General features: G+C 42.2%; 25 protein-coding genes and 1 tRNA gene. 9 read left to right on the forward strand and 17 right to left on the reverse strand.

Going from position 1 to position 23511, the window contains the following annotated elements:
* Positions 1–46: 46 nt before the first annotated feature.
* From PGR74_RS11260 to sufB, 8 genes are all read right to left on the reverse strand, one after another.
* On the reverse strand, positions 47–250 hold the full coding sequence (locus PGR74_RS11260) for a hypothetical protein (RefSeq protein ID WP_146216431.1): 204 nt from the start codon (positions 248–250) through the stop codon (positions 47–49).
* Between the two features lie 262 nt (positions 251–512).
* Entirely contained in the window at positions 513–1439 is a 927-nt protein-coding gene (gene queG / locus PGR74_RS11265) for a tRNA epoxyqueuosine(34) reductase QueG (protein ID WP_041502235.1), read from the reverse strand.
* Positions 1440–1501: 62 nt separating this feature from the next.
* Positions 1502–1816: a metal-sulfur cluster assembly factor gene (locus PGR74_RS11270; RefSeq protein WP_041502236.1), complete on the reverse strand. Its 315-nt coding sequence runs from the start codon at positions 1814–1816 to the stop codon at positions 1502–1504.
* Between the two features lie 12 nt (positions 1817–1828).
* Positions 1829–2245: a SufE family protein gene (locus PGR74_RS11275; RefSeq protein WP_041502237.1), complete on the reverse strand. Its 417-nt coding sequence runs from the start codon at positions 2243–2245 to the stop codon at positions 1829–1831.
* Positions 2246–2308: 63 nt separating this feature from the next.
* Positions 2309–3529 (reverse strand): aminotransferase class V-fold PLP-dependent enzyme, encoded by a 1221-nt coding sequence (locus PGR74_RS11280; protein WP_041502238.1) that lies wholly within the window; start codon positions 3527–3529, stop codon positions 2309–2311.
* 7 nt (positions 3530–3536) lie between these two features.
* Positions 3537–4898, reverse strand: a complete 1362-nt coding sequence (gene sufD, locus PGR74_RS11285; protein ID WP_041502239.1) for a Fe-S cluster assembly protein SufD — start codon at positions 4896–4898, stop codon at positions 3537–3539.
* 56 nt (positions 4899–4954) lie between these two features.
* Positions 4955–5722, reverse strand: a complete 768-nt coding sequence (gene sufC / locus PGR74_RS11290) for a Fe-S cluster assembly ATPase SufC (RefSeq protein ID WP_041502240.1) — start codon at positions 5720–5722, stop codon at positions 4955–4957.
* 92 nt (positions 5723–5814) lie between these two features.
* Positions 5815–7260, reverse strand: coding sequence for a Fe-S cluster assembly protein SufB (sufB, locus tag PGR74_RS11295; protein WP_041502241.1), 1446 nt, complete (start codon positions 7258–7260; stop codon positions 5815–5817).
* Between the two features lie 215 nt (positions 7261–7475).
* Here sufB and thiL point away from each other — a divergent pair, with 215 nt between their 5' ends.
* Both thiL and PGR74_RS11305 read left to right on the forward strand, forming a co-directional pair.
* Positions 7476–8525 carry a thiamine-phosphate kinase gene (gene thiL / locus PGR74_RS11300; RefSeq protein ID WP_041502242.1) on the forward strand — a complete coding sequence of 350 codons (1050 nt, stop codon included), beginning with the start codon at positions 7476–7478 and terminating at the stop codon, positions 8523–8525.
* A gap of 10 nt (positions 8526–8535) precedes the next feature.
* Positions 8536–9144, forward strand: a complete 609-nt coding sequence (locus PGR74_RS11305; protein ID WP_041504834.1) for a hypothetical protein — start codon at positions 8536–8538, stop codon at positions 9142–9144.
* Between the two features lie 36 nt (positions 9145–9180).
* Here PGR74_RS11305 and PGR74_RS11310 read toward each other — a convergent pair whose 3' ends face one another.
* A complete protein-coding gene (locus PGR74_RS11310) occupies positions 9181–9477 on the reverse strand; it encodes an RNA recognition motif domain-containing protein (RefSeq protein ID WP_110688678.1) in 297 nt (98 codons plus the stop codon).
* A gap of 236 nt (positions 9478–9713) precedes the next feature.
* Here PGR74_RS11310 and PGR74_RS11315 point away from each other — a divergent pair.
* From PGR74_RS11315 to PGR74_RS11335, 5 genes are all read left to right on the forward strand, one after another.
* Positions 9714–9786 (forward strand) — tRNA-Phe (locus PGR74_RS11315).
* Between the two features lie 1030 nt (positions 9787–10816).
* The gene (locus PGR74_RS11320) at positions 10817–11200 is read left to right on the forward strand and encodes a helix-turn-helix transcriptional regulator (RefSeq protein WP_160289613.1); all 384 of its coding nucleotides are present in this window, start codon (positions 10817–10819) and stop codon (positions 11198–11200) included.
* Positions 11200–12231, forward strand: a complete 1032-nt coding sequence (locus PGR74_RS11325) for an AAA family ATPase (RefSeq protein WP_270517185.1) — start codon at positions 11200–11202, stop codon at positions 12229–12231. The genes PGR74_RS11320 and PGR74_RS11325 overlap by 1 nt, the downstream gene beginning before the upstream one ends.
* Before the next feature lie 414 nt (positions 12232–12645).
* Positions 12646–13041, forward strand: a complete 396-nt coding sequence (locus PGR74_RS11330; RefSeq protein ID WP_041504831.1) for a plasmid mobilization protein — start codon at positions 12646–12648, stop codon at positions 13039–13041.
* Positions 13038–13715 carry a relaxase/mobilization nuclease domain-containing protein gene (locus PGR74_RS11335; RefSeq protein WP_110688681.1) on the forward strand — a complete coding sequence of 226 codons (678 nt, stop codon included), beginning with the start codon at positions 13038–13040 and terminating at the stop codon, positions 13713–13715. Before PGR74_RS11330 ends, PGR74_RS11335 begins: the two co-directional genes overlap by 4 nt.
* A gap of 268 nt (positions 13716–13983) precedes the next feature.
* Here the strand turns inward: PGR74_RS11335 and PGR74_RS11340 are convergent, their stop codons facing one another.
* The 6 genes from PGR74_RS11340 to PGR74_RS11365 all read right to left on the reverse strand — a co-directional run bounded on the left by PGR74_RS11340 (position 13984) and on the right by PGR74_RS11365 (position 19001).
* Positions 13984–14163 (reverse strand): hypothetical protein, encoded by a 180-nt coding sequence (locus PGR74_RS11340; RefSeq protein ID WP_146216432.1) that lies wholly within the window; start codon positions 14161–14163, stop codon positions 13984–13986.
* Positions 14164–14632: 469 nt separating this feature from the next.
* Complete coding sequence (locus tag PGR74_RS11345; protein WP_041504829.1) at positions 14633–15274, reverse strand: hypothetical protein; 642 nt, start codon at positions 15272–15274, stop codon at positions 14633–14635.
* Between the two features lie 489 nt (positions 15275–15763).
* Positions 15764–16117: an STM3941 family protein gene (locus PGR74_RS11350; protein WP_146216433.1), complete on the reverse strand. Its 354-nt coding sequence runs from the start codon at positions 16115–16117 to the stop codon at positions 15764–15766.
* Positions 16118–16347: 230 nt separating this feature from the next.
* Positions 16348–17382, reverse strand: a complete 1035-nt coding sequence (locus tag PGR74_RS11355; RefSeq protein WP_160289612.1) for a DUF2971 domain-containing protein — start codon at positions 17380–17382, stop codon at positions 16348–16350.
* 10 nt (positions 17383–17392) lie between these two features.
* The gene (locus PGR74_RS11360; protein WP_041504825.1) at positions 17393–18403 is read right to left on the reverse strand and encodes a nucleotidyl transferase AbiEii/AbiGii toxin family protein; all 1011 of its coding nucleotides are present in this window, start codon (positions 18401–18403) and stop codon (positions 17393–17395) included.
* Positions 18396–19001 (reverse strand): DUF6088 family protein, encoded by a 606-nt coding sequence (locus PGR74_RS11365; RefSeq protein ID WP_041504824.1) that lies wholly within the window; start codon positions 18999–19001, stop codon positions 18396–18398. Before PGR74_RS11365 ends, PGR74_RS11360 begins: the two co-directional genes overlap by 8 nt.
* Positions 19002–19206: 205 nt before the next feature.
* On the opposite strand from PGR74_RS11365, the gene PGR74_RS11370 reads away from it, so the two are divergent.
* Positions 19207–19395: a helix-turn-helix domain-containing protein gene (locus PGR74_RS11370; RefSeq protein WP_082027454.1), complete on the forward strand. Its 189-nt coding sequence runs from the start codon at positions 19207–19209 to the stop codon at positions 19393–19395.
* Here PGR74_RS11370 and PGR74_RS11375 read toward each other — a convergent pair.
* Positions 19365–21581 (reverse strand): tetratricopeptide repeat protein, encoded by a 2217-nt coding sequence (locus PGR74_RS11375; protein WP_041504823.1) that lies wholly within the window; start codon positions 21579–21581, stop codon positions 19365–19367. The two genes, PGR74_RS11370 and PGR74_RS11375, sit on opposite strands and share 31 nt — an antisense overlap.
* A gap of 205 nt (positions 21582–21786) precedes the next feature.
* Complete coding sequence (locus PGR74_RS11380; protein WP_041502253.1) at positions 21787–22335, reverse strand: DJ-1 family glyoxalase III; 549 nt, start codon at positions 22333–22335, stop codon at positions 21787–21789.
* Between the two features lie 290 nt (positions 22336–22625).
* Between PGR74_RS11380 and PGR74_RS11385 the strand changes: the two genes are divergently transcribed.
* Positions 22626–23501, forward strand: a complete 876-nt coding sequence (locus tag PGR74_RS11385; RefSeq protein ID WP_041502254.1) for a Cbp1 family collagen-binding glycoprotein adhesin — start codon at positions 22626–22628, stop codon at positions 23499–23501.
* Positions 23502–23511 lie beyond the last annotated feature (10 nt).

The following is a 23511-nucleotide window of genomic DNA, read 5'->3' on the forward strand; positions in this document are numbered from 1 at the left end:
GCTCGCTTTTTGTCACTTCAATATCTTTAAGAACTCGTCTGTCTATCTATCGGCTCCCGCCTTTTTTAGTGGCGAAAGCGGATGCAAAGATAACACCTTTTACCCATTCCCTCCAAATCTTTTTCCACTTTTTTTCAAACTTTTTTCCGGCTTTCCCGTTATATCTCTCTTCACCCGGTGTCAATCCATTTTCCTCTGAAAACGGCGACAAAGATATAATTTCATCCTCTTTTTTTCCAAATTTTTTCACCCCAATTTTTAATAAAAATTCACCTCCCAACGCATCGACCTGCTTTTCAATCGTTTGGAAATAAAAAATGGCCTTCCCCCACCTGACACGGGATATGGCAATGGTATCGCCCTGTTCTCCCTCCCCGGAAACATCTGAAATTTCAGACTGTAAATTAGAAGTATTCTATGATTTAGTGATTTATTGATTACGTGATTAAGAGATTGGGGAAAATTTACAATTCGGACTCTATACTTACGATTTAAAGGGACAAGCTCAAAACTCAGTCGTAAAATGACGTATCCACAAGGTTATCCCGCAACTTATTTAATCCCGCACGAGCTAAAGGCGAATCTTTAAATCGCGTTTCGAATGTTTTCTCATCCAATTGAAGCCATTGCTCCTTTGTCCATTCCATGATCTCTTTTCCGGGTTGAAACTCAGAAACCTCATTAAATATCCCTTTCCGGTTCCAAGGACAAACCTCCTGGCAAATGTCACACCCGAACACCCGCATCCCCATTCTTTGCCGAACGACATCCGGAATATTCCCTTTATTCTCTATGGTATTATAAGAAATACATCGTCGCGCATCCAAGGAATAGGCCGTTAATGCTCCCGTAGGACAAGCCTCCACGCAACGATTGCAATTCCCACAAAAACGACTTTCGAAAGAGGAAGAATAGGTATCAAACTCCAGATTCGAAATAATTACGCCGATAAAACAAAAAGAGCCCCACTTCCGGTGAATAAGCAAGGTATTCTTACCGATCCAACCTAACCCGGCCCTCCTGGCCCATTCATGTTCGAATACCGGAGCGGAATCGACAAACACGCGTCCATTCACGGACCTATTCGCCTCTTCTTTTAATAAAGCAAACAACCGATGCAATCGTTCCTTCAAAACAAAATGATAGTCTTTACCATAGGCATAACGGGCAAAGACCGGAGTCCCTTCAGCCTGTCGACGGCACGGATAATAATTGGTCAGCGTGACAATTACCGAACGGGCTCCTTCAACCAACAACCGCGGATCACCTCTCTTTTCAATATTATTTGCCATGTAGGACATCCCGCCATGCTTTCCTTCTCCAAGCCATTCAAGTAAACGTTCCTTTTCCCGCGGCAAGGCCCCTGCCAGAGCTACACCGCAAGCATCGAAACCGGTCTCTTTCGCGTATTTCTCCAATGTCGAAGAAGATAAAACCATATTACTACTTATTAAAACAAAGAGAGTGTTTAACCACCCTCTTTCCATATCTTTCGAATAAATCAGATTCCGAATCCCAACTCCAATTTAGCCACCTCACTCATTTTCTCCGGTCCCCAAGGCGGGTCGAATACCAAATTAACGGTAACCTCTTCTATACCGTCTATCGTCATAACGACATCATGTACCTCCTGAACGATTTGATCGGCAATAGGGCATCCCGGGGCCGTTAAAGTCATAGTTACGATCACTTCATCTTTTTTCGGAAATTCAATACCGTATACTAACCCTAACTCCCAAATATTTACCGGGACTTCCGGATCATATACGGTCATCAACTTCTCTATCACCAAATCTTCCATTAAACTTTTTCCCATAATCCCCCGATTTTACGCCTTCGAATAAGCTAAAGCATAATACTTAATCTGTTTGATCATAGACAACAATCCATTCGAACGGGTCGGTGAAAGATGCTGTGTCAAACCGATTTGATCGATAAAACTCAAGTCCGCATCCACAATATCCTTCGGACGCTGCCCGGAAAAAACCCGCACCAACAAACCTGCAATCCCCTTGGTTATGATCGCATCGCTATCGGCCACAAAGTAAAGCTTGTCCTCCTTCATTTCCGCGTGAAACCATACCCTCGATTGGCATCCCTTAATCAGGTTATCATCTGTTTTACAAGCCTCATTCATAGACTCCATTCCCGTGCCGATCTCAATCAGATAAGCATACTTATCCATCCAATCATCGTACATGGAAAACTCTTCTACGATCTGATGCTCTATCTCTTCTATTGTCATTTGATCCTCTTATTTACCTATTCTCTGTTTACATTACAAATGTATTAAAAAACGGAAAATATACTACATCCGGAAAAGTTTTTCCACCTTTTTCACTCCCTCGCACAGCCTATCGATCTCTTCCCTCGTATTATACATTCCGATAGAAGCCCTTACCATCCCGGTAACATCATAATGCTGCATCACCGGCTCGGCACATAGCTGTCCCGTCCGCACAGCAATTCCCATCTTATCTAACAAGGTTCCCATATCAAAATGATGAATCCCCTCGATTCCAAAAGAAATGACAGAAGATTTTTCAGGTGCTTCCCCGTATAATCTGATATTCGGAATTTCCCGCATACGCTCCATGGCATATCGCAATAATTCATGTTCATAAGGGGCAATCTGGGCCAAACCCACGGAATCCACATATTTAATAGCCTCTCCCAATCCTATTATTCCTATAAAATCAGGAGTTCCCGCCTCAAATTTAAAAGGAAGATCATTGTAGGTCGTTTTTTCAAAACGCACCTCCTTGATCATCTCTCCTCCCCCTTGCCAAGGTGGTAGTACTTCCAACAGATTCTTTTTCCCGTACAAAACACCGACTCCGGTCGGCCCGTATATCTTATGACCGGAAAATACAAAGAAATCGCAATCCAAGTCCTGCACATCAACCGGAATATGTTGTACGGCCTGTGCTCCGTCGATCAGCACGTAAGCACCGAAACCGCGAGCCGCTTCTATTATCCGCCGTACCGGATTTACCGTACCCAATACGTTTGAAACATAGGCTACCGCTACCAACTTCACCCGTTCACTCAACAGGGCCGAAAAAGCCTGCATATCCAGCTCTCCGTTATCCTTGAAAGGAACGACCTTCAACACGGCCTTTTTCCGGTCACACAACATCTGCCAAGGTACGATATTGGCATGATGCTCCATTTCCGTAACCAGTATCTCGTCACCTTCATGAATAAAAGCTTCTCCGAAAGAGTGAGCCACCAGATTAATACTCTCCGTTGTTCCCCGGGTAAAAATCACCTCTTCCACAAAAGCCGCATGGATAAACTCCCGAACGATCTCCCGCGCTTCCTCATTCGCATCCGTACATTTATTACTTAAAAAATGTACTCCCCGATGCACGTTCGAATTATAACGGAGATAGTACTCGGTCATCTTTTCCACGACACTACGAGGTCGCTGCGAAGTCGCACCGTTGTCTAAGTAGACCAGAGGTTTACCGTAAACTTTCTCTTCGAGTATCGGAAAGTCTTCTCTTATTTTACAGACATCCAACATAATCCCCCTATTTTTTACAATGCATCACGCAATTGTGACATTTTGTTAACTCTCCTCTTAATCTCTTTTCAACCAATTCATCTATCTTTTCTCTCAAAGGCTCCAGCTTCACTCGTCTTACAATCTCGTGAGCAAAACCGAACATCATCATCATGCGTGCCTCAGCCGCACCGATTCCCCGCGAGCGTAAATAAAACATAGCCTCTTCATCAATCTGCCCCACCGTAGCACCATGACTGCATTTCACATCGTCGGCATCAATTACCAACTGAGGTTTCGTATTTACTTGTGCCGTATCCGTCAACAACAGATTGTTATTAGCCTGGTAAGCTTCTGTTTGCTGCGCGTCGGGACGAACCGTAATTCTTCCCGCGAAATTAGCCACGGCAGCATCATCCAATACTCCTTTAAAATGCTCATTACTCGTACAACGAGGAGCCATATGATCAATCGACGTGAAATTATCCACATGCTGCTTTTTATCCGAAAGATACATCCCGTACAGATTACATTCACATCCCTCTTCGGTTAAAGCTGCAAACAAATTATTCCGGATAAAACCTCCGTATAAAGAAATAACATTTGCATCATAGCGGGAATTACGTTTTTGCGAAACAAAAACGCTATTGATCTGAGATGCTTCTATATGCTGATTCTGAACATGATAATACTCGAAAGCGGCGTTTTCCCCCACAACGACCTCGGTCGTATTATTGGAAAGAAAAGAATCATCCGACAAAGTATGATCGCAAACCAAAACCGTTGCCTTAGCCTCCTTACCGATGATCACCAAATTACGCTGGAACGACATCAGATCCGCATTAGCCCGCATCAGATTAACCACCTGCAAAGGCTTATCCATTATTACCCGATCCGGAACATAAACAAAGATTCCGTCCTGCGCGAAAGCCGTGTTCAACGAAATCAAACTATCGTTTTCGCCCGGTTTCGCGTATTGATTATAATGGGTTTCAAACAACTCTTTATACTTCCGACTCGCTTCCGCCAGACTGCAAACAACAACTCCTTCCGGTAGCTCCAGCTTACCGTTACCATCGAAGAACCAACCATTTATAGTCAAGACCAGATTCGTATTCAAGTCTGGAACATTACATTGAAAAATCTCTCCGAGATCCACTCCCTGCTTTATATTTTTCAACACGACTTTATAATCCCGGTCAAAAACAGGAAGCAAGTTCGAATAAAGGTAATCTTCTGTCTTATACGGAATCCCTCCGATGGTTTCGAAACGACGAAAAGCCTCTTCCCGGTACCGATTTATAATCTCTCCGCACCCTTCCCTCAACAAATTCCGTCCCTCCTGAAAAAGAGCCTTAAAATCATTATTTATTTTCTCTATTTTTTCCATTCCCAGTAATTTGCATTTATTTTAGTCCCCATTCCGGAAGACGTCGTGTCCCACGTCTATTTAGACTCTTCAATCTCTTTCTTTATCCAATCGTAACCGTGTTTTTCCAATTCCGCAACCAATTCCTTTCCGGCCGTTTTTACAATACGGCCGTCATACAACACGTGTACTACATCCGGTATGATATAATCCAATAAACGTTGATAATGTGTAATCACAATAGTCGAATTATCCGGTCGTTTCAATTTATTCACTCCGTTGGCTACAATTCTCAAGGCATCGATATCCAACCCGGAATCCGTCTCATCCAAAATCGCCAATTTGGGTTCTAAAACCGCCATTTGAAAAATCTCGTTTTTTTTCTTTTCGCCTCCCGAAAAACCTTCATTCAAAGAACGATTCAATAACTTACTATCAATTCCCACCAACGCCATCTTCTCTCGAATCATCTTTAAAAAATCCCCGGCAGGGTAAGGCGGAAGCCCTTCGTACTTGCGATGCTCGTTCACAGCTGTCTTCAAGAAATTCACCGTACTCACTCCAGGGATTTCCACCGGGTATTGAAAACTTAAAAATATACCTTCACGAGCCCGGTCCTCCGCCGGCAACTCCAACAAATTTTTCCCGTTGAACCAAACCTCTCCCTTGGTAACCTCGAAACACTCCCGTCCGGTCAACACGGCCGACAAGGTACTCTTTCCCGCCCCGTTAGGTCCCATGATAGCATGCACCTCTCCCTTCTTAACGTCCAAGTTGATTCCCTTCAATATCTCTTTTCCGTCTATAACGGCATGTAAATCTCTTATCTTTAATAATTCTTCCATAATCTTAGCTTTTTATCGATCCCGTAATTCCCGTTTTTAAATCTCTCAATCACTTAATCTCTCAATCACTTAATCTCTCAATTATTATATTCTTATCCGACGCTACCGGCTAAACTGATCTGCAACAACTTTTGTGCTTCCACCGCAAATTCCATGGGCATCTTGTTGATAACATCCCCCGCGTACCCCTTAATAATCAACCCGATCGCATCCTCGGTAGATATGCCGCGCTGATTACAGTAAAATATCTGATCTTCACCTATCTTGGATGTCGTCGCTTCATGTTCCACTTGCGCTGTCGGATTAGCGACCTCCAGGTACGGGAATGTATGTGCCCCGCACTTATCGCCCAACAACAAGGAATCGCATTGAGAAAAATTCCGGGCATTCTGACAACTCTTTACCACCTTCACCTTTCCCCGGTATGAATTAGAACTATACCCCGCGGATATACCTTTCGACACGATACGACTACGGGTATTATTTCCGATATGAATCATTTTAGTTCCGGTGTCTGCCTGTTGGTAATTATTGGTTACGGCCACGGAATAGAATTCACTCACGGAACCGTCCCCTTTCAGTATGGTACTCGGATATTTCCAGGTAATAGCCGATCCGGTTTCCACCTGCGCCCAAATCAACTTGGAATTATCACCCTTACAAATCCCCCGTTTCGTCACGAAATTATAAATTCCCCCTTTGCCGTTCTTGTCACCCGGATACCAGTTCTGCACCGTACTGTACTTTACCTCGGCATTCTTCTCCACAACAATCTCGACGATAGCGGCATGCAACTGATTCTCATCTCGTTGTGGCGCCGTACATCCCTCCAAATAACTCACGTAACTCTCTTCCTCCGCCACAATCAACGTACGTTCGAACTGTCCGGTTTTTGCCGCGTTGATCCGGAAGTAGGTAGATAACTCCATCGGACAACGTACCCCCTTGGGAATATAAACAAACGAACCGTCGCTAAAAACCGCCGAATTCAAAGCCGCAAAAAAATTGTCATTGTAAGGCACAACCGACCCCAAATAACGTTTGATCAGATCCGGATGATCTTTCACCGCTTCAGAAAACGAACTAAAGATCACCCCCCGTTCGGCCAACGCTTCCTTAAACGTCGTTTTGACGGAAACACTGTCCATAACGGCATCCACCGCTACTCCCGAAAGCGTTTTTTGTTCGTCCAACGGAATACCCAACTTGTCAAAAGTGGCTTTCAACTCCGGATCCACATCATCCCATGATTTCTTCTCCTCTTTCTTAGGAGCCGCGTAATAAACAATATCCTGATAATTTATAGAAGGTATATCCAATTTTGCCCAGGTCGGCATCTTCATTGTCAACCAATGGCGATAAGCTTTCAATCGGAATTCAAGTAACCAGTCCGGCTCCCCCTTCTTTTCCGATATCAACCGAATGACCTCCTCATTCAACCCTTTCCCGATCATTTCGGTTTCCACATCAGAAACAAAACCATATTTATATTCACCCTCGGTTACCTCATTCAATATCTCGTCTTGTTCTTTAGCCATAACTTTACATAATATGAAAAAATAAAAATGGAGAATTGAAAATCATCCACTTCACCAATCCGTGCAAAAGTACAAAAAAATCTCACCCGCCCAACCGGATCGGAGTAGATAATATCTATTACGTGATAAATGTATATTATGGTTCAAAATCGACTCTTTTGTTTATTGCGTCATTCATCATTTTAAACTACTTTTGTTGAAACAAAATTTATAACATGAGCGAGAAAAAGCCACTGACTCAGCTCTCCACTTTAGGGGAATTCGGGTTGATCCGACACTTGACAAAAGATATAAAATTAAACAATCCGTCTACTATAAAGGGAGTAGGAGACGATGCCGCTGTCTTAGATTACAAAGACAAAAAAGTTTTAGTGAGTACCGATATGCTGATCGAAGGTGTACACTTCGACCTCACCTATACCCCGCTCAAGCATCTGGGGTACAAATCAGTAGCAACGAACGCCAGCGACATATTCGCCATGAACGGTACTCCCCGACAAATCACGGTCTCACTGGCCCTTTCCAATCGTTTTTCTTTGGAAGCGGTCGAAGAGTTATACGCCGGTATATATTTAGCCTGTGAACATTACGGGATAGATTTGGTAGGTGGAGATACGACCTCCTCCAAGACAGGCATGTGCATCAGCATCACCGTCATCGGAGAGGCTGAAGAGAACGATATCGTTTACCGGAACACGGCCAAAGAAAACGATCTGATTTGCGTCAGCGGTGATTTAGGAGCAGCTTACATGGGACTCCAGTTATTGGAACGGGAAAAAACCGTATACAACGGGAATCCGGAAGCACAGCCCGATTTTACCGGTTACGAATACATACTGGAAAGACAGCTGAAGCCGGAAGCCAGAGGAGATATCATTCGCCTGCTAAAAGAAAAGAATATCAGACCTACCGCCATGATGGATATTTCCGACGGGCTCTCGTCGGAGATATTACATATCTGTCATGACTCAGGTGTCGGCTGCCGGATATACGAAGAGAAAATTCCCATCGACTACCAAACTTATAAAATGGCGGAAGAGTTAAATATGAATGCCACGGTCTGCGCCCTTTCCGGAGGAGAAGACTACGAACTCCTATTTACCGTACCGCTGAAATACCTGGACACATTAACCACGCTCGAAGACATCAGTATTATCGGGCACACTTGTAAAACCGAAGAGGGATATACCCTTGTCACCCGGGACAGGAACGAATTCGAGTTAAAGGCGCAAGGATGGACCAATTTCAATACAACAGAAAAATAATTGAATCGACATGTCCGAATTAAAAGATATTTTAAGCGAAATAGAGCAACACAGTAGAAACGGAAACCGGAAAGAGTTATCCGCTTTATTGAAAAGAAGCATTCCGGACAGACTGAATTACTACCATGAAAGCCAGAAGATCGCCCGTCAGGAAGCATTTGCGGACATGCTGTACAAAACGCTTCTGCTCGAACTGGACGAGGAAGAAGACGAGAGCATTGAGATGGCCGAATTGGCCTATTTAGGGATGAGCGAAGGCATCAGCGGTTTGCCGGAGTGTACTTACGAAAGCGTCAAAAAACGTATTATCCTTTTACACTATTTCGCCGACTATTTTACCGATAGCCTGATCGAACTTTTTTTAAAAAAATACAGAAAAGATAATCTTTTGATGGCCAGGAATCTGGCATTAGAGTCCATCGCCCGCATGCAACTCTCCGATCTGTTCTACATAGAACAACATTTCGGGGAGCGAATTGACAGAGATGAACAGTTAAACGATGTTTTCAATGCCATTGAAATCGCACCGAATCTTTCCGAAGAAGAATTAAAGGAAGCTGATCTGATGCACAAGGTCCTGTATGCCTATTTGAAAGTAAAATATAAAAAACAGAGTTAAAAAAAGCGCCGTTCGGGTTGAACAGCGCTTCATTCATCAATCTAATCTTCTTTCCCTGTGATATCTCTGGCCTCTTGAATCGCCTCCCTCTTCTTTGGGTCTGGCTTTTTTTACAACAATTTTTCTTCCTTTAAATTCTGTTTCATTGAGGGCATTGATAGCGTTGAAACCTTCCGTCTCATCCTCCATTTCAACAAATCCAAAACATTTAGAATTTCCAGTTTCTCGATCCGTAATTACTTTGGCTGAAGAAACAGTTCCGTGCTCTGAAAAAAGAGCTTGCAAGTCCTCTCCGGTGGTAGTGGAACTTAGCTTTGCAACAAAAATATTCACAATAAAAAAATTAAAATTAATAATACATGTAGAAGGTTACGTAGAGATATATCTTTGGTTTCAACGATACAAAACTATTTTCTTCTATCGGGACAAATATAACTAATTTATTAATAATCAAAAAGAATATTATATTTTGTTGCCTTATAAAAAAATATTTTTCCCGCTTTTTCCTTTTTTTCCACAAAACACTTGCAGATTCACGAATTTCCATTACTTTTGCACCCGTTAATGATGGTGCCATAGCTCAGTCGGTAGAGCAAAGGACTGAAAATCCTTGTGTCCCCGGTTCGATTCCTGGTGGCACCACTTTCAAAATCGCTAATAATCTAATTTACAGATTGTTAGCGTTTTTTTATTTAACCGAATTTCGCCGAGTTTCCTATAAAGTTACCTATGACCGCATTATTTTATGCGTACTGAATGACGCTGAACCCAACTCAATAAATCGAAATTAAATCTTTTAACATTCTTTAGTCAAATTACATCTTGCACCATCACATATTGCTTTCAAACGAAAGTGGAAAGGTAAGGAACACCACTACCACTCCCTCAATAAACTCCCCAATAAAGGCATTTATTTTGTGTATGATTAAATAAATCCCTATTTTTGCATTAGCTTCTAAAAGGCTGCAATCTATCTTTGTTCTTTTAGTGGGTTTTGATCTGCTACCTCCCTGGGCGAAATTAGTATCACTGCTGATTTCGATTAAAGACGTTATTTTAAACGTGGGTAAACAATTTATTAACTTCAAAAATAACAGGATGCATATGAAAACAAAAATAAGTCAATCTAAGGCTAACGCTAGAGGGGTGTGGAACACGGTGGGGTAATGGATTAAAACGGACACACCTTATAGAACAAGAGAACCTGAAATATGGAGCAGTTGTGTTCCACACCCCCACCACCAAATATATTTACATCTATATATAAGCCGAGTATTTAGCTCGGCTTTTTTCTTTAACGCAAATCTAATCTGAAAGTAACGCATAGTAGCGCAATCGTTACGCAGGGTAACGCAATCTTCAGTAAGTCAAAATCTATCGACCAATTAACGATGTTTCAATTACGAATTTTGTTCAACAAGAAAAATATTGTCGGGCAATCTTGGGAAACATTTCGGCAATGTTGGGAAACCGCTGACAATGTGTAATCTTGACATTGAGAATTATTGTTTTTCAATTGAATCAAACCTACGGATGGTATATTCCGACAATGTAAGCCTGACGGCTGAACCAACTCACTATAGGCAACCGCACCAATGCTTGAGGCGAATGGGAACCGCCATAGAGCCACCGGAGCCAGATGCGCAATGTGCGCCCAATCCCATCGGAAATATTGAAAGAAGTTGTCTCTGTGCAAAAGTTGCCAGCACAGGATAATATCAACAATCCGGCAACACCCCTGATTATTATGGTAGATATACTATCATTGATTAAAAGCGGTGCTACTGGTCTCACATTGAACCTCAGCATCGAAGACCTCTTGACATTTGCGAAAGGGCTTATTGAAGACACAAAAGCGCAGCTCCTCCCCCTTATGGTAAGCGCTGCGCAGGAAACGCTCCTCTCCAAGAAGGAGGTGATGGCGAAATTCGACGTGTGCGACACCACCCTCTGGAACTGGCAACGCAAGAAGTATCTCATTCCGGTGAAAATCGGACGCAAGGTACACTACCGCCAGAACGACATCGAGCGTCTTGTCATTGAACGGGGCAAATGATGGAGGCGACCGAACTTAACAGACTGTGGAAAACACACCAGCTCAAAATCACTGACGAGATTGCGAAAGCCCCGGAAGTTCTCTTCTGCAACGGTTCGGTAATAGGCACACTCGACAATTTCTCGGCATCGACCGGAAAGGCAAAGAGCAAAAAGACTTTCAACGTGAGTGCTATACTTGCCGCTGCACTTACCAACGGCGAGGTGCTCCGCTACATAGCCGAGTTTCCGGATGACAAACGCAACATCCTCTATTTCGACACCGAGCAAAGCCCACACCATTGCCAGCATGTGATGAAACGTACCTCGCAACTTGCCGGACTGTTTCTTGACAGCCACCCCGACAACCTCTTCTTTGCCCAGCTCCGGGCATTGACACCGGATGTGAGGCTTGAACTTATCGACAACGCCATTGCCACGACCCCGAATGTCGGGTTGGTAATCATTGACGGAATCAGAGACCTGATGTTCGACATCAACAACGCCATAGAATCATCAAGGCTCATCAACAAGCTGATGGAATGGACTGACAGATACCAAATCCATATCCACACGGTTCTCCATCTGAACAAGAGTGACGACAATGTGTGCGGTCATGTCAGTACGGAGCTTAACAACAAGGCTGAGACGGTGCTTCAGGTCAGCAAAAGTACGACAGACAGCGAGGTTTCCGAAGTATCGGCATCCTGCATACGCTCTATGGACTTCCCGCCATTTGCTTTCAGCGTCGATGAGTACGGTTTGCCGGAGGTAGCCGCCGACTACACCTTTGCCCGACAGCAGAAGATTCAGACATTCTCCTATACGGAGCTTACACCGGAACAGCACCGTCAGGCTCTTGAGATAGCGTTTGCCGACGGTGATATAAAAGGCTGTCAGAACTGCGAGGACAAAATCAAGGAGGCGTATGCCGCCTGTGGCTTTCCATACGGCGACGGCAAGGTGACTAAACTCAAGTCATTTCTAATGAACAAGCGCATGGTAGTGAGATCAAACGGTGCATATTCCTACAACCCCGATTTCTACTTCTGATTCCGGTTCGGTTCAGTCCGGGGTGTATATATGTGAGTTGAACCCGAACTGAAAAATCCGACATCAAAAAATTGGTGTTGCCTTCTCTCTGTCGGACGCTAAGTCTGGCGCAAACTCCGATTGCTTGATTGCAACTGCATACATTCACATATTCATTCATGTGTGTATTCACAAGTTAATTCAAATGTTTATACAAATATTCATTCAAATGACAAAACACATCGTCATACATATGAATCCTGCATGGATGATATCATTTTTAGCTGTTAAGGTTCTGTAGTTTTGCGCATCTCGAAACTATCTAAAGGATTCGGAATTGTAGGGAGCGAGTTTATGTTTTCGTATTACAAGTAATCCTCAAACGACTCGCTCCCCCTCCGCTCCCGATGGTCACAAATCTCAAACACACAAATCATGAAGAAAATCAACTCAAGACCCTCGAAGGGTCGCCCCAAACTTCCGGCTGATGAACGCAAGTCCATCATGGTGCCGGTAAAATTTGACATAGACCAATATCAGATTTTGGTGGATAAGGCATTTGTCGCAGGCCTTAACCGTTCGGAATATATACGTCAGTCAGCCTTGCACTGCAAGATTGTGGAAAGGCTTAAGCCCAATGATGTAAAAGTAATCCGCAATCTTCAGGGCATAGCCGAAAACCTCAACCGTAACGCTAAATTTGTAGCTGCTCTTATCCAGAGAGGCTCAACGGAAGAACAGTTTGTCCGTGCCTACCAAGAGTTGATCCTGTACAAGGATTTCGTTCTTTCGCTGATAAAAATCTACCGGAATACTCCCGACAGCGTATGATGGGCAAGATTACAAAAGGCAGCAGTTTCGGTGGATGTATTGATTATGTTACCCGTAAAAAGAAGGATAGACCGGACGGCTCTCCCTGTGACGAATGGCGTCTTATTGATTGTAAAGATGTTTCTATTATTGAGGGGCGTGAAGGAATTATCGAATCTTTCGAGGACAATCTCGAGCTTAATCCGGTTCTGAAAAATCCGGTCGGACACATTTCCCTGAACTTTCATGCCAACGACAAAGATAAAGTAGATGACAATACTATGATTGAGATTGCCTGGAAATATATGGAAAAAATGGGTATAGTAGATACGCCTTACATCGTAGTTCGCCATCTTGACAAAGATTATCCTCACTGCCATATTGTGTTCAGTCGCATAGACAATCACGCCGAAACCATCTCCGACAATAATGATTTTGACCGTAACAGGTCTGTATGCCTTGACCTGACGAAAGAATATGGACTTCATATTTCCGAGGGCAAGCGACAGACCAATGTCAACAAATTGCGAGGAACCGAGAAGATACGTTATGAGATTTTCAATGCCGTTGACGCAGTATGGAACGACAAATCAGTTTATACTTTCGAGCAGTATGTGGCTCAGTTAAAAGCTGCGGGCGTTGGCATCGAATACAAATATCGGCATGGCAGCAACGAGGTGCAGGGGCTTTGGTAAACAAGAAAAGGAAAACGATTTGCGGCATCGAAGATTGACCGTCGGTTCAGTTTTGGTAATATCAAGAATCATCTTGCCCAAAGCAAAACGCTGCATCCGCAGTCCCGATGGCTCTTTGCCGACGGCACGATTGTACCCTTCTACACATATCAAGGTGTGAAATTGTCTGCGTCGCAAATCCGAGATTACACTTCCGGCAAAACAATCCGTATTGACGGGTGTAAGGGTGAATATCCGACAATATTCGTCAAGTTCAATCTCCAAGAACTCAAACCGGAGTCGTTTTCTTCAAATCCCGACGCTCCAGCACAGTCGCACGAATACAACAATTTTGGACTTTATGGTGGAATATCCCAAGCTCCAACAGAAGAAGGTCCATGCACAGTATCGGGAGGCGACAGCGAAACGTGGCCGGAATTCCGTCGCCGGCATCCTGAAATGTCACCATCAGAAGCTCTCGCCGCTTTCAAAGCCAAGAAACGAGGCAAGAACCTTAACGGTGGCTTTTCAATGGGCGGATTACACTAATTTGTTGAAATCCCTGTGTCTATTTCTCAGACATGGGGATTTCGCTTTTACATCTAATTTTGGATTTATATCTAATGAAAATCACAACGAAATATATCAATAATCCGATTGAGTGGATACCGTTCAATATAAGGAGATAGAGCCACCATGTAAATCCGGCTCCGCCGTGACTATTGAAAATAAGGTTATACCCAAAGATGGCATTGTATACGAGCATCACCAAAAGATTGTCAAACGCTGTCTTTAGCCTGATTCGATGGCAAAGCCATGTTGATAGCAGCGACAACGCATAGGCAATGGCAAGAATTACCGTATCTTCATTCCAACTGCAACAAGCTATGACAATCACCATCAGCATCGACAATACTGCCCATGCTATCCAAAATCGTTTATCTGTCAGCTTCATCGTTGTTGAGGAGTTTACGGGTTGATGTTATGATAAGTTTTAATGAATCAATTTCTTGTCTGTGTTCATCAAATACCTTTTCATCAAGTGGGAGTATGTCGATTAAATATTCTGAATCATTGTCTTCTATTTTGAACGATTCTCCATATAATACCATCGCTCCCAAATCGGACAAGACTTTGCAGGAATCAACCGTGAAAAAACTGTCAAACTTAAAATCGTATCGCTCCAGTGTGCCATCTTTAATCCATAGCGCACAGTTCGGATAGTCAATCCACCCATAATAGCCCTGCCGAATTATATAATTGTCATCCTCATAATATTTTTTGTGCGGGATATAGATTTCTTCCAATAGCCCAGTCCATACACCTAAAGTCACCGGAATAGGTAAAACGATGGCAGCGAGCCAACCGAGGCTATATATCTTGGCTAAAATATTGAGCCATTTCTTACCGGTGCAGACAAAAAATATCGCAAACGCACTCAAGGTCGTAAACCAGACAATCAGATACCCCAATCCCCACCTCAAATGGTCATAATATCTGAAGCCGACAAGCAACCCGATGCAAAGAATCAACCCAATGCAATGCGCAATAACCAATATTTTCTGCCATTTTAAGTTCATCGCAATTCAACAAATCTTTTTATAAAATATATTCCCAAGAGTAATGGCAAGATGCTGAGAACCCACGATATACATGAAATCATGAAGTAATAAAGTCCTGTAAAGCCGTCATGTATCCTGATTCCAGCCCAGATGAAAGACAAAATGACAAGAAACGGACATGTTAACCCCCAACATATAAAGACACTGCGAGTCCAGCTATTATTCTGCGATTTACGATATGAAAGGAATCCTCCTAATAGGTAGGTTATTTCCCATATCAAAAATATTTCCAAATTTTTGTAATAAAATAATTCATACACAGGATCTACGCCAATTAGAAGCAATGCAGCGAAAACGCTCATCATAACCGGCATAAGTGCGACAATAACGCACCATATCCAAAATCGTTTATCTTTCAGCCGCATATTCATCCAATCTTTGATTTAACATATCGCACACTTCGCTCTTGTTTGCAATAAGACTGCTATTTAGCGATTTATCGGGATTCTACGCATTATCCAAGAAATGCACTTGAATAATTTTTACTCCGCCTACTTTTGCTTCCGTGAAAATTTCTACATCGCAAAAATATATGGCTTGCCACCCTTTGCTTAATGTGTAATTTTCTACTCGGTCTTTGTGGATTCTTATTATCGGTTTTCTCATCAAGGCTAAGCCTAAGACATATATACCCACGCCGACACCGATAATAAATGCCAATCCGCATATTCCTCCAAACATCATCCTATAGCTGTCCGCATTTATAAGCAAGACACATCCCGTAAGGACAAATGCAGAACAACCCAACGCCAACAACAGACTTTTGGGAATATTGGGATAAATATTTATTTGGCTGTCCATATGCAAAATTACAACAAAATCTCGTAACTTGGTGATAATCGGAAAAGAAAAATCCGTATCTTCATGGAATACCACGAAAATGCGGATGATATGGCTCAATCATATATTTTCCTCAGCTCTCATAGTTAGGTTTAGTTTGTCGGGCATATATATTGCCCGACAAACTAAACCTAACTATATATAGGGCAACGAAAAGATAAAAACGACCTATATTCCCCAAATACTGATATTTATTGAAAAACTGCTGGTTTTACTATCATCTGGTAATGATCCGAAGCATTGTCAATGCTCATATCAAATTCTGCGAGATTTCTATCAACAGCTATGCTATGAAGGAGCGCTTTATTTTCCTTAGAAATCCGAGTGCCATAATAAATCTCACTTGGGTGAATTGTTATTGGCGTTACTTTAGGTGATGAGCGTTCTTGTTGGGGAGCTGTGCAAATCAACCTCCATTCATTTTCATAACTCCAATCGGTAGATTTGTTGAGTCCGACTTTAATAGTCGCAAGCTTATCTGGTTCAATTATTTGCCATCCGAAAACATTGTATATCGCCCATGCAAACAAAGAACTTCCGTTGTACCGAGATTCAGAATAAATTACGGGAAATAATCCACATTTGAGCATATTCATCTGCTTAAAAGACAGTTCATCTTTAGAATACCCTAAAGCATAACCTTCATGGTAATTGGTATAATGGCTCCACATCGTAATTGAATCCACTCTCTCACTGAAACAAGCATATGTTACGGCATTCCTTATTTGCGTTTCTACCAATGGTGCAATGGCATTTATTAAAGCTATAATTCCAAAAGCCATATTTCCCAAACGATTATTTATTTCTTTTGAATTTGATAAATCTGTCTTACATAAGTTTTCTTTTACAACATTGAATTCACCATTGGGAAAATAGCGATTGATCTCAGAAATAAAACTATCTGTCTTTTGGAACATATCCTGCATTATACGCACAAATTCTACATTTGCCGTATTCCTTATTAAGCTTTCAATTTGATTAATATCATATTGGAATAATGAATCGTATGGATCATTAAACATATCGGCCGTGACGGTATATACATCGTCAGATTTTAACGAATTAATGTTGTTCTCATTTACAGTCCTGTATCTGAATAGTTTGTCAGGCTTAAGCTCTGTTATAGCCTTATTGATTGGAGCTAACAAGACTGGCAATGAAGCAATAGACGTATCGCCTGGAATAATGATTGAACTTAGGATATTTGAAAATTCAGCTCTATTCATAGTCATCAAGTCAATGTTCTCTGAAATTGCTTTCTATTTTTGCTACGCCTTCGAGGATGTCGGTAAAGGAAGGAATCCTATCCTCGTAAATCATATGAGAAACCATCGTTTCATAGTCGTTCTTCCATTCTTCGAGGACTTCTTCCGGTGGTACAAGACAAATGCGTTTACGAATGTCAGGGGTATAATCCACATCGCGCACTAATGTGAAAATCTCACGATGATGACGTATGGTTTCCCAAAGCTCATCATTGGCAACCGCTTTATCTGATATTCCAGCCTCTATCAACTTGCACAAGTCATACAAATGACGTGACTTACGGTTTGCATTGCGGCATCCATCGGTAGTGAAGAGTTCATGTAAAAGAAAAGCTTTTTCAAGGAATGTCTTTTCAGCGATAGCCGCTACCATTTGAACCTCGGCATCTCTTGATGTCAAGTGAGGAAATTCGGTTGCGACGAATGAATCAACCGAAGCTTTTGCCGTAGGCTCGAATAGGGAACGAGCGCCTACCTCCAGCAAAACTTCATCGCGCAAATATGTTTTAACCTCCGGTGGCAAAACAGAAGTATAGAAGATGTGGATCTGCCGAGGTTCGGGGTATGTCGCATCTCCTTCACCATCGCGGTCTGCTACCACTGTAACAAATTTGTTCAATCCGGCATTTTCTACCGCTGTCACCAAATCAGATGCAAGTGTGTCTCTCACAAACACTGAAGACGCTTTACGCAACTTCTTCAATTGTTTCTTGGTGACATCTCCCTCTATCCCGAACATACTTCGGTCTATTGCGATGTCTATATCTTCGGAAAAACGCTGTATTACACCCCATACCTTACTGAGCGATGTGCCGCCCTTGAACACCATTTTATCAGCGTAAGGCAACGAGAAAAGAATATTGAGTATCTCTGTCACCCAAAAATCTTTCTCGATGGCGGCTGCCGGCAAGTGAATCCTTGTCGCAGTTTCCATAAATACAGTCCGGTGCTGTGCTTCGCTAAGAGACAAAAATTTATTCATAGGCGGTGAGTATTATTTTCCGGATCCATGCGGGGATAAGCGGGAAATCCCTTTTAATGGATTCAAACGGTACGTTTTTTAATAGTTTTCGTATATGTGCAAGTTGGTTTTCCGTCAGCCTGTCCTCCCCGATTTCACGCAGGGCAAAGGTCAAGAGCATGGCAAAATCATTCTGAAATGCCAGATTCTTTTTTGCCGTGTGCTTGAATTGTATCCCCCTCTCCCCATGCAGCTTCACCTTACGGGGAGAACCATCGGTAAGATATACTACATTCATCGGCACTTGGGTTGACAGTCCCAGTTTATTCAATGCATATATTCCGGTGGGGACAATCCTTGCTTTATCCCTTCGGGCAATGGCAGCGGCGATTTCCTCAAAAGTCGGATGCAGTACCCCCAGCCCTAAAACTTTCTCAATCTTCGGATAGCAGTAGATCCCACGCGCGACCCTTATGAGTTTTTCAGCAATAGTCAACCGCTCAAAGGCTTTTTGGACTGCCTTTGAGTTTCCATAACTAGCATAGTCAAGGGGTGAAATTATTGCCCCCCTTCCGCGTTTGGCGATACTCGTAAGTATCCTATCTTCAATTGAATGCATCTGATTTACAAAGTTCTTTTGTCGCAAATTTACGATATTTTTGCGACAAAACCAAATTGATTTATCACATCAATAGGTGAATTTCATCATGTGGTTGCCTCCCCACCACCACAGCAAAGAGAGTCACAAAAGTGATTCTCTTTTTTTATTAACGATTGTAGATCAGGAATGAAAGTTTTTAATTTGCAATTTAACTTTATAATGATTGGAATTCGGTAAATGGGATGTTTTATGGCTGCTTGATAGCACTTTAACCCCGTCCCCAAGTGTTACCCAAAATTTATTTCTGCAGAAAGGCTACCTGAAAACCTCTACGCAGGAAATTGCAAAAAGGGCCGATGCCGGTTTGGGTGATATATACAACTATTTTTCCAATACCTTGCCTGCCCGGTAAAGATTCATGACATAAACAATCAAAGGATTATCCGAGTATTGCTGAGCTTCACGCAAAGCAAGGGACAAAAGAGCTTTCCCTTCCCGTTCCTCACCCGTCTTGATTTGATAGACACCATAATAAATATCCGAAACGATCCGATAAGGGACATAAATGGAAGAACGGATAACGCTATATTCCGAAGCCAGACGACGAGCTTCTTGCAGGTAAAAGAGAGACTCCGTCAAACGGCTCTCCGAGAAAACGAGCGAACTCAGATTCATTAAAACGGTGATTTTATAAGATGCATAACCAACGGAATCCACCAGAAACAATCGCTCGTAAATTTGTAACGCTTCTTTATAACACCTTTCAGCATCCTTCTTATCATTCATCTCTAAATTAACCGTTGCCAAATTTGCCCATATTTCGGCATGAACGGATTCATCCTCCGAACCATATTTTCTTTCTAAAATCTTTCCATTCAAAGCCGTTTCTAAATAATCCTTTGCCGTTTTCCACTCTTTCTTATACATATATATCCCTCCCAGCCGGGAAAGAATCCGCATATAATCTTCCGTTTTTAACGAAACATCCTCTCCTTGAAGCAAACACAGGTCTCCGGCCTCTTTATAATAAACAAGAGCATTCTCCGCATCTCCCATGACCAATGCCACCTCTGCTCCTAAAAAACAGACATCGGACAGAAGCGAAGTATAGCTCAACATATCAGACCCATACAATAATTTTCCATGCTGCAACAACTCCGGTATAATCTCTTGAACACCCTCCACATCCTTTTCTTTATATAAAAAAGACGCAAGATCCCGCTCACACGCAACAAGCACCCCGAAATAGCTTTCTTTACCGCATACCAACAACTTTTTCAAAACCTCTCCGATTTTCCGGTAATACTCGTCCGATTTGAGCCAATCGTTTTTCCCCGCGTACAACCTACCCATAAAACAAAGACTCTCCACGTAAAAGGCGGAATAACCGGAAGGATTTTTTTCATAAAGATTCCGGGCCACAATCTCCCATTGTTGAAATAAGGGTAAAGCTTTATCCCATTGACGGGATAAAGTGAACCACCGGATAGTATAGTCCATCGCTTTCCGTAAAGGTTCGTATCCGGATTCATCTTCTTCAGCCATCTTTCCCCGGATATTAATCAACTTATACACGTAGGAATTCATCTCCTCGTATGCTTTTTCCCGGATCAAGAGAGACATCAACATTTCATACAAATTTGACAATCCGGTTCGATAACATCCGGAAGTAAATTCCGGCAACTCCTCACCTATTCTGATCTCTTCCCGATACATTTGTACTCTTTCATCGTTCCCCCTCCCTTTTAAAAACATCTGGATATCAACAAGATCAGCCAATGCAGACGATTTCTCCGCATCATCCCGGATACGATACAAATCCCGTATCAACTTTTTCCGCAAAACAGCAGCTCTCTTTTTTTTCCCTACACTCTCATTCAAAAACATCTGTAATGCATATAATTTAACCGTTTCAACAGGTGTCCGAGCTAATTTCGATGCACGCTTAGCTTCCGCAAAAGCCTCTTCCATATTTTTTTGTTCAGCCAGGGCATAGGCATATTGAAAAGCATTCTCGTAACTTTTCTTATCGGAAAAAGCCAATATTCGGTAAATTGCTAAAGCCTTATCCCTATACTTTTTTTCTCCCGTAAAAAGACAGAGCATTGCATAACGATGTAATATTTTCACGTCCGAAAGTGCAAATTTTCCTTTTACCTCCTCGATTTTTTTTATAACCGGTTCTTTTTCATAAACACGAAGAGCATTCGGTATATCCCCTTTTATGAAAAGATCGTAGGCCTCCCGTTCTGTATCACTTAACTCTTTTATTTCCCGAGAAGCCCAAAAAGAAGAATACCTGCTCAATAAAAACCGACAACTTTCCATTTCACGCCCCAAAGCTATCAACCTTAACTGTCTCTCCTCTTCCGTGATCCGATGCAAAAGCGCCAAAGAATCAATTTTTCCTTTTTCTTCGGAATATCTCTTACTATTATACAGACTACCTACCCGATACAGTTTTTCTTTTAACAAAATGGCTTGCTCGGCCGGCACCACGTTACCTTCCAAGGTATCGGTAAAAATACCATTCTCCCCACACTCCCCTTCTTGAACACTTACGAATAATAACAACAAAAACAAAAAAAAGCTTCTCATAGCAATATTAAAGATACTGTAATATAACCGGTTATAATTATACCTTCACGAACCTTCCCATGATACAATAAATAGCCATTTCCACCGTAAATTTTAAGACACGATCTCAGGACCCTCCACTCCTACTGGAAAATCCAAACATGGAAAATGCAGGACGTTAACCATCCGTCCTGCAAACCAATCCACTATCGTTAAACTTAAAAAATCATCTTAACATACCCCGAGCAACCTCGTCAGCAGCCTTTTGAGACACGATTTCCCGCAACACCGTCAACCCGAAATCCAAGGCAAAAGCCGGTCCTTTACCTGTTACGATACGTCCGTCAACGACAACCCCGTCCGCAACAACATCCGCGTTGACCAGGTATTTTTCGAATCCCGGATAGGTCGTCATCCTATATTTTCTATCGGTTTTCAGCTTACTCAAAACCAAAGCCGGCGCTGCACAGATAGCCGCAACACGTCCGCCCCGGTCGAAATGATCTTGCAATAATTGAATCAACCGAGGGGAATCCGATAAGTTTTGCGCCCCGGGAAGACCTCCGGGAAAGATCAGGCATGCCGCATCTTCTTCCGCCACTTGACGCAATACGACATCCGCTTCCATCGACACGCCATGAGCACCTCTCACGTTCAATTGATCCGAGACGGATACAATCTTTATATCGACACCTCCTCGACGCAACACGTCGACAATTGCAATCGCTTCCATCTCCTCAAAACCTTCCGCCAAAAAAAGAAATGATCTTTTCATAATTCTCTTGTATTATAGTTCAACTTTTCAAATTTACAAAAAAAAGATGACTTTAATAGCATATTCCGTTTTTATACCGAATTTAATCTTTCGTCCTTCACTCCCCAACCAACGTGTAGAGAAATTCCACAGTGTGGAACGAGTATTCCTCACTTTTTTAATTATACGTACCAATACAAAAATATATAACAATATGTATATCAATATCATAATAAAAATATAGTATTTTGGCACACCCCTTGTGCTAAGAAAAACAGCACGAATAAATGTAAACTTAAAAATTAACAATCATGAAAAAGATTTTTTTATCAATCGGAATATTCTCTCTGTTATTCCTCGGCAGTTGTGTTGAGAGCTCGCAAAAATACAAAACCCTGGTCGCCAAATACGACTCGTTAAACACAGTTAACACGAATCAGAATGCAGAGATGGAGAATATACTCTCCGGCTTAAACGAGATCACGGCAGGAATGCAATCTATTCGCGAAGCAGAACATCTTTTGGCATTGGAATCGGCTAAAGACCAAAAAACAAACACGACCAAAGAGCAAATAACCAAATTAAAAGACGATATCAACGCTCTCTCTGGAGCAATCAGTACCTACAAGGATCAGATTGCCAAGTTGGAAAAACAAAATAAAAGTCAATCGGCCCAATTCAAGAAGCTAATTGCCGGCTTGAACGAAGAACTGGATCAAAGTAAAACTAAAGTACAGGAAATGACTCGTTTATTGGCAGAAAAAGAAAAGGAACTGGGCATAAAGAATCAACAAATTGCAGAGTTAAACCAAAATGTTTCCAATCTACAGGAAGAGTCTACCTCTCAAAAAGAAACCATTTCAAAACAAGATGCCGATATTCACACGGGACATTACCTGATAGGCAGCAGAAAAAACTTGAAAGCAGCTAACGTTATTTCACGTCAGGGAATCTTCTGTCCGCCGATCGTTTCCACTCAGGCTCAGAATGCAAGATTTGAGAACATCGACATCCGTGAAACGAAATCAATCGCACTGAACTCTAAAAAAGCAAAAATATTATCCGCTCATCCGGCCAAATCATACACTTTAGAAGCCGATGAAAACGGGATGCAAAAATTAAACATCAACGACGAAAACGCTTTCTGGAAACAAACGAAATATCTGGTTGTAATGATTTCAGAATAACACTTCACAC

The organism is Sanguibacteroides sp. AM78-02pH3A (genome assembly GCF_027666085.1).
In the GTDB taxonomy this organism is placed as follows: Bacteria; Bacteroidota; Bacteroidia; order Bacteroidales; family Marinifilaceae; genus Gabonibacter; species Gabonibacter massiliensis.

Excerpts from the sequence above, each read along its gene's own strand:
- PGR74_RS11345 (WP_041504829.1), bottom strand. The coding sequence starts at position 15,274 with ATGAACTTAAAATGGCAGAAAATATTGGTTATTGCGCATTGCATTGGG.
- PGR74_RS11360 (WP_041504825.1), bottom strand. The coding sequence starts at position 18,403 with ATGAATAAATTTTTGTCTCTTAGCGAAGCACAGCACCGGACTGTATTT.
- PGR74_RS11330 (WP_041504831.1), top strand. The coding sequence starts at position 12,646 with ATGAAGAAAATCAACTCAAGACCCTCGAAGGGTCGCCCCAAACTTCCG.
- PGR74_RS11280 (WP_041502238.1), bottom strand. The coding sequence starts at position 3,529 with ATGTTGGATGTCTGTAAAATAAGAGAAGACTTTCCGATACTCGAAGAG.
- thiL (WP_041502242.1), top strand. The coding sequence starts at position 7,476 with ATGAGCGAGAAAAAGCCACTGACTCAGCTCTCCACTTTAGGGGAATTC.
- PGR74_RS11385 (WP_041502254.1), top strand. The coding sequence starts at position 22,626 with ATGAAAAAGATTTTTTTATCAATCGGAATATTCTCTCTGTTATTCCTC.
- sufC (WP_041502240.1), bottom strand. The coding sequence starts at position 5,722 with ATGGAAGAATTATTAAAGATAAGAGATTTACATGCCGTTATAGACGGA.
- PGR74_RS11325 (WP_270517185.1), top strand. The coding sequence starts at position 11,200 with ATGGAGGCGACCGAACTTAACAGACTGTGGAAAACACACCAGCTCAAA.
- PGR74_RS11365 (WP_041504824.1), bottom strand. The coding sequence starts at position 19,001 with ATGCATTCAATTGAAGATAGGATACTTACGAGTATCGCCAAACGCGGA.
- sufD (WP_041502239.1), bottom strand. The coding sequence starts at position 4,898 with ATGGAAAAAATAGAGAAAATAAATAATGATTTTAAGGCTCTTTTTCAG.
- queG (WP_041502235.1), bottom strand. The coding sequence starts at position 1,439 with ATGGTTTTATCTTCTTCGACATTGGAGAAATACGCGAAAGAGACCGGT.
- PGR74_RS11275 (WP_041502237.1), bottom strand. The coding sequence starts at position 2,245 with ATGACAATAGAAGAGATAGAGCATCAGATCGTAGAAGAGTTTTCCATG.
- PGR74_RS11305 (WP_041504834.1), top strand. The coding sequence starts at position 8,536 with ATGTCCGAATTAAAAGATATTTTAAGCGAAATAGAGCAACACAGTAGA.
- PGR74_RS11335 (WP_110688681.1), top strand. The coding sequence starts at position 13,038 with ATGATGGGCAAGATTACAAAAGGCAGCAGTTTCGGTGGATGTATTGAT.
- PGR74_RS11340 (WP_146216432.1), bottom strand. The coding sequence starts at position 14,163 with ATGGTGACATTTCAGGATGCCGGCGACGGAATTCCGGCCACGTTTCGC.
- PGR74_RS11380 (WP_041502253.1), bottom strand. The coding sequence starts at position 22,335 with ATGAAAAGATCATTTCTTTTTTTGGCGGAAGGTTTTGAGGAGATGGAA.
- PGR74_RS11270 (WP_041502236.1), bottom strand. The coding sequence starts at position 1,816 with ATGGGAAAAAGTTTAATGGAAGATTTGGTGATAGAGAAGTTGATGACC.
- PGR74_RS11350 (WP_146216433.1), bottom strand. The coding sequence starts at position 16,117 with ATGGACAGCCAAATAAATATTTATCCCAATATTCCCAAAAGTCTGTTG.
- sufB (WP_041502241.1), bottom strand. The coding sequence starts at position 7,260 with ATGGCTAAAGAACAAGACGAGATATTGAATGAGGTAACCGAGGGTGAA.
- PGR74_RS11355 (WP_160289612.1), bottom strand. The coding sequence starts at position 17,382 with ATGAATAGAGCTGAATTTTCAAATATCCTAAGTTCAATCATTATTCCA.
- PGR74_RS11375 (WP_041504823.1), bottom strand. The coding sequence starts at position 21,581 with ATGAGAAGCTTTTTTTTGTTTTTGTTGTTATTATTCGTAAGTGTTCAA.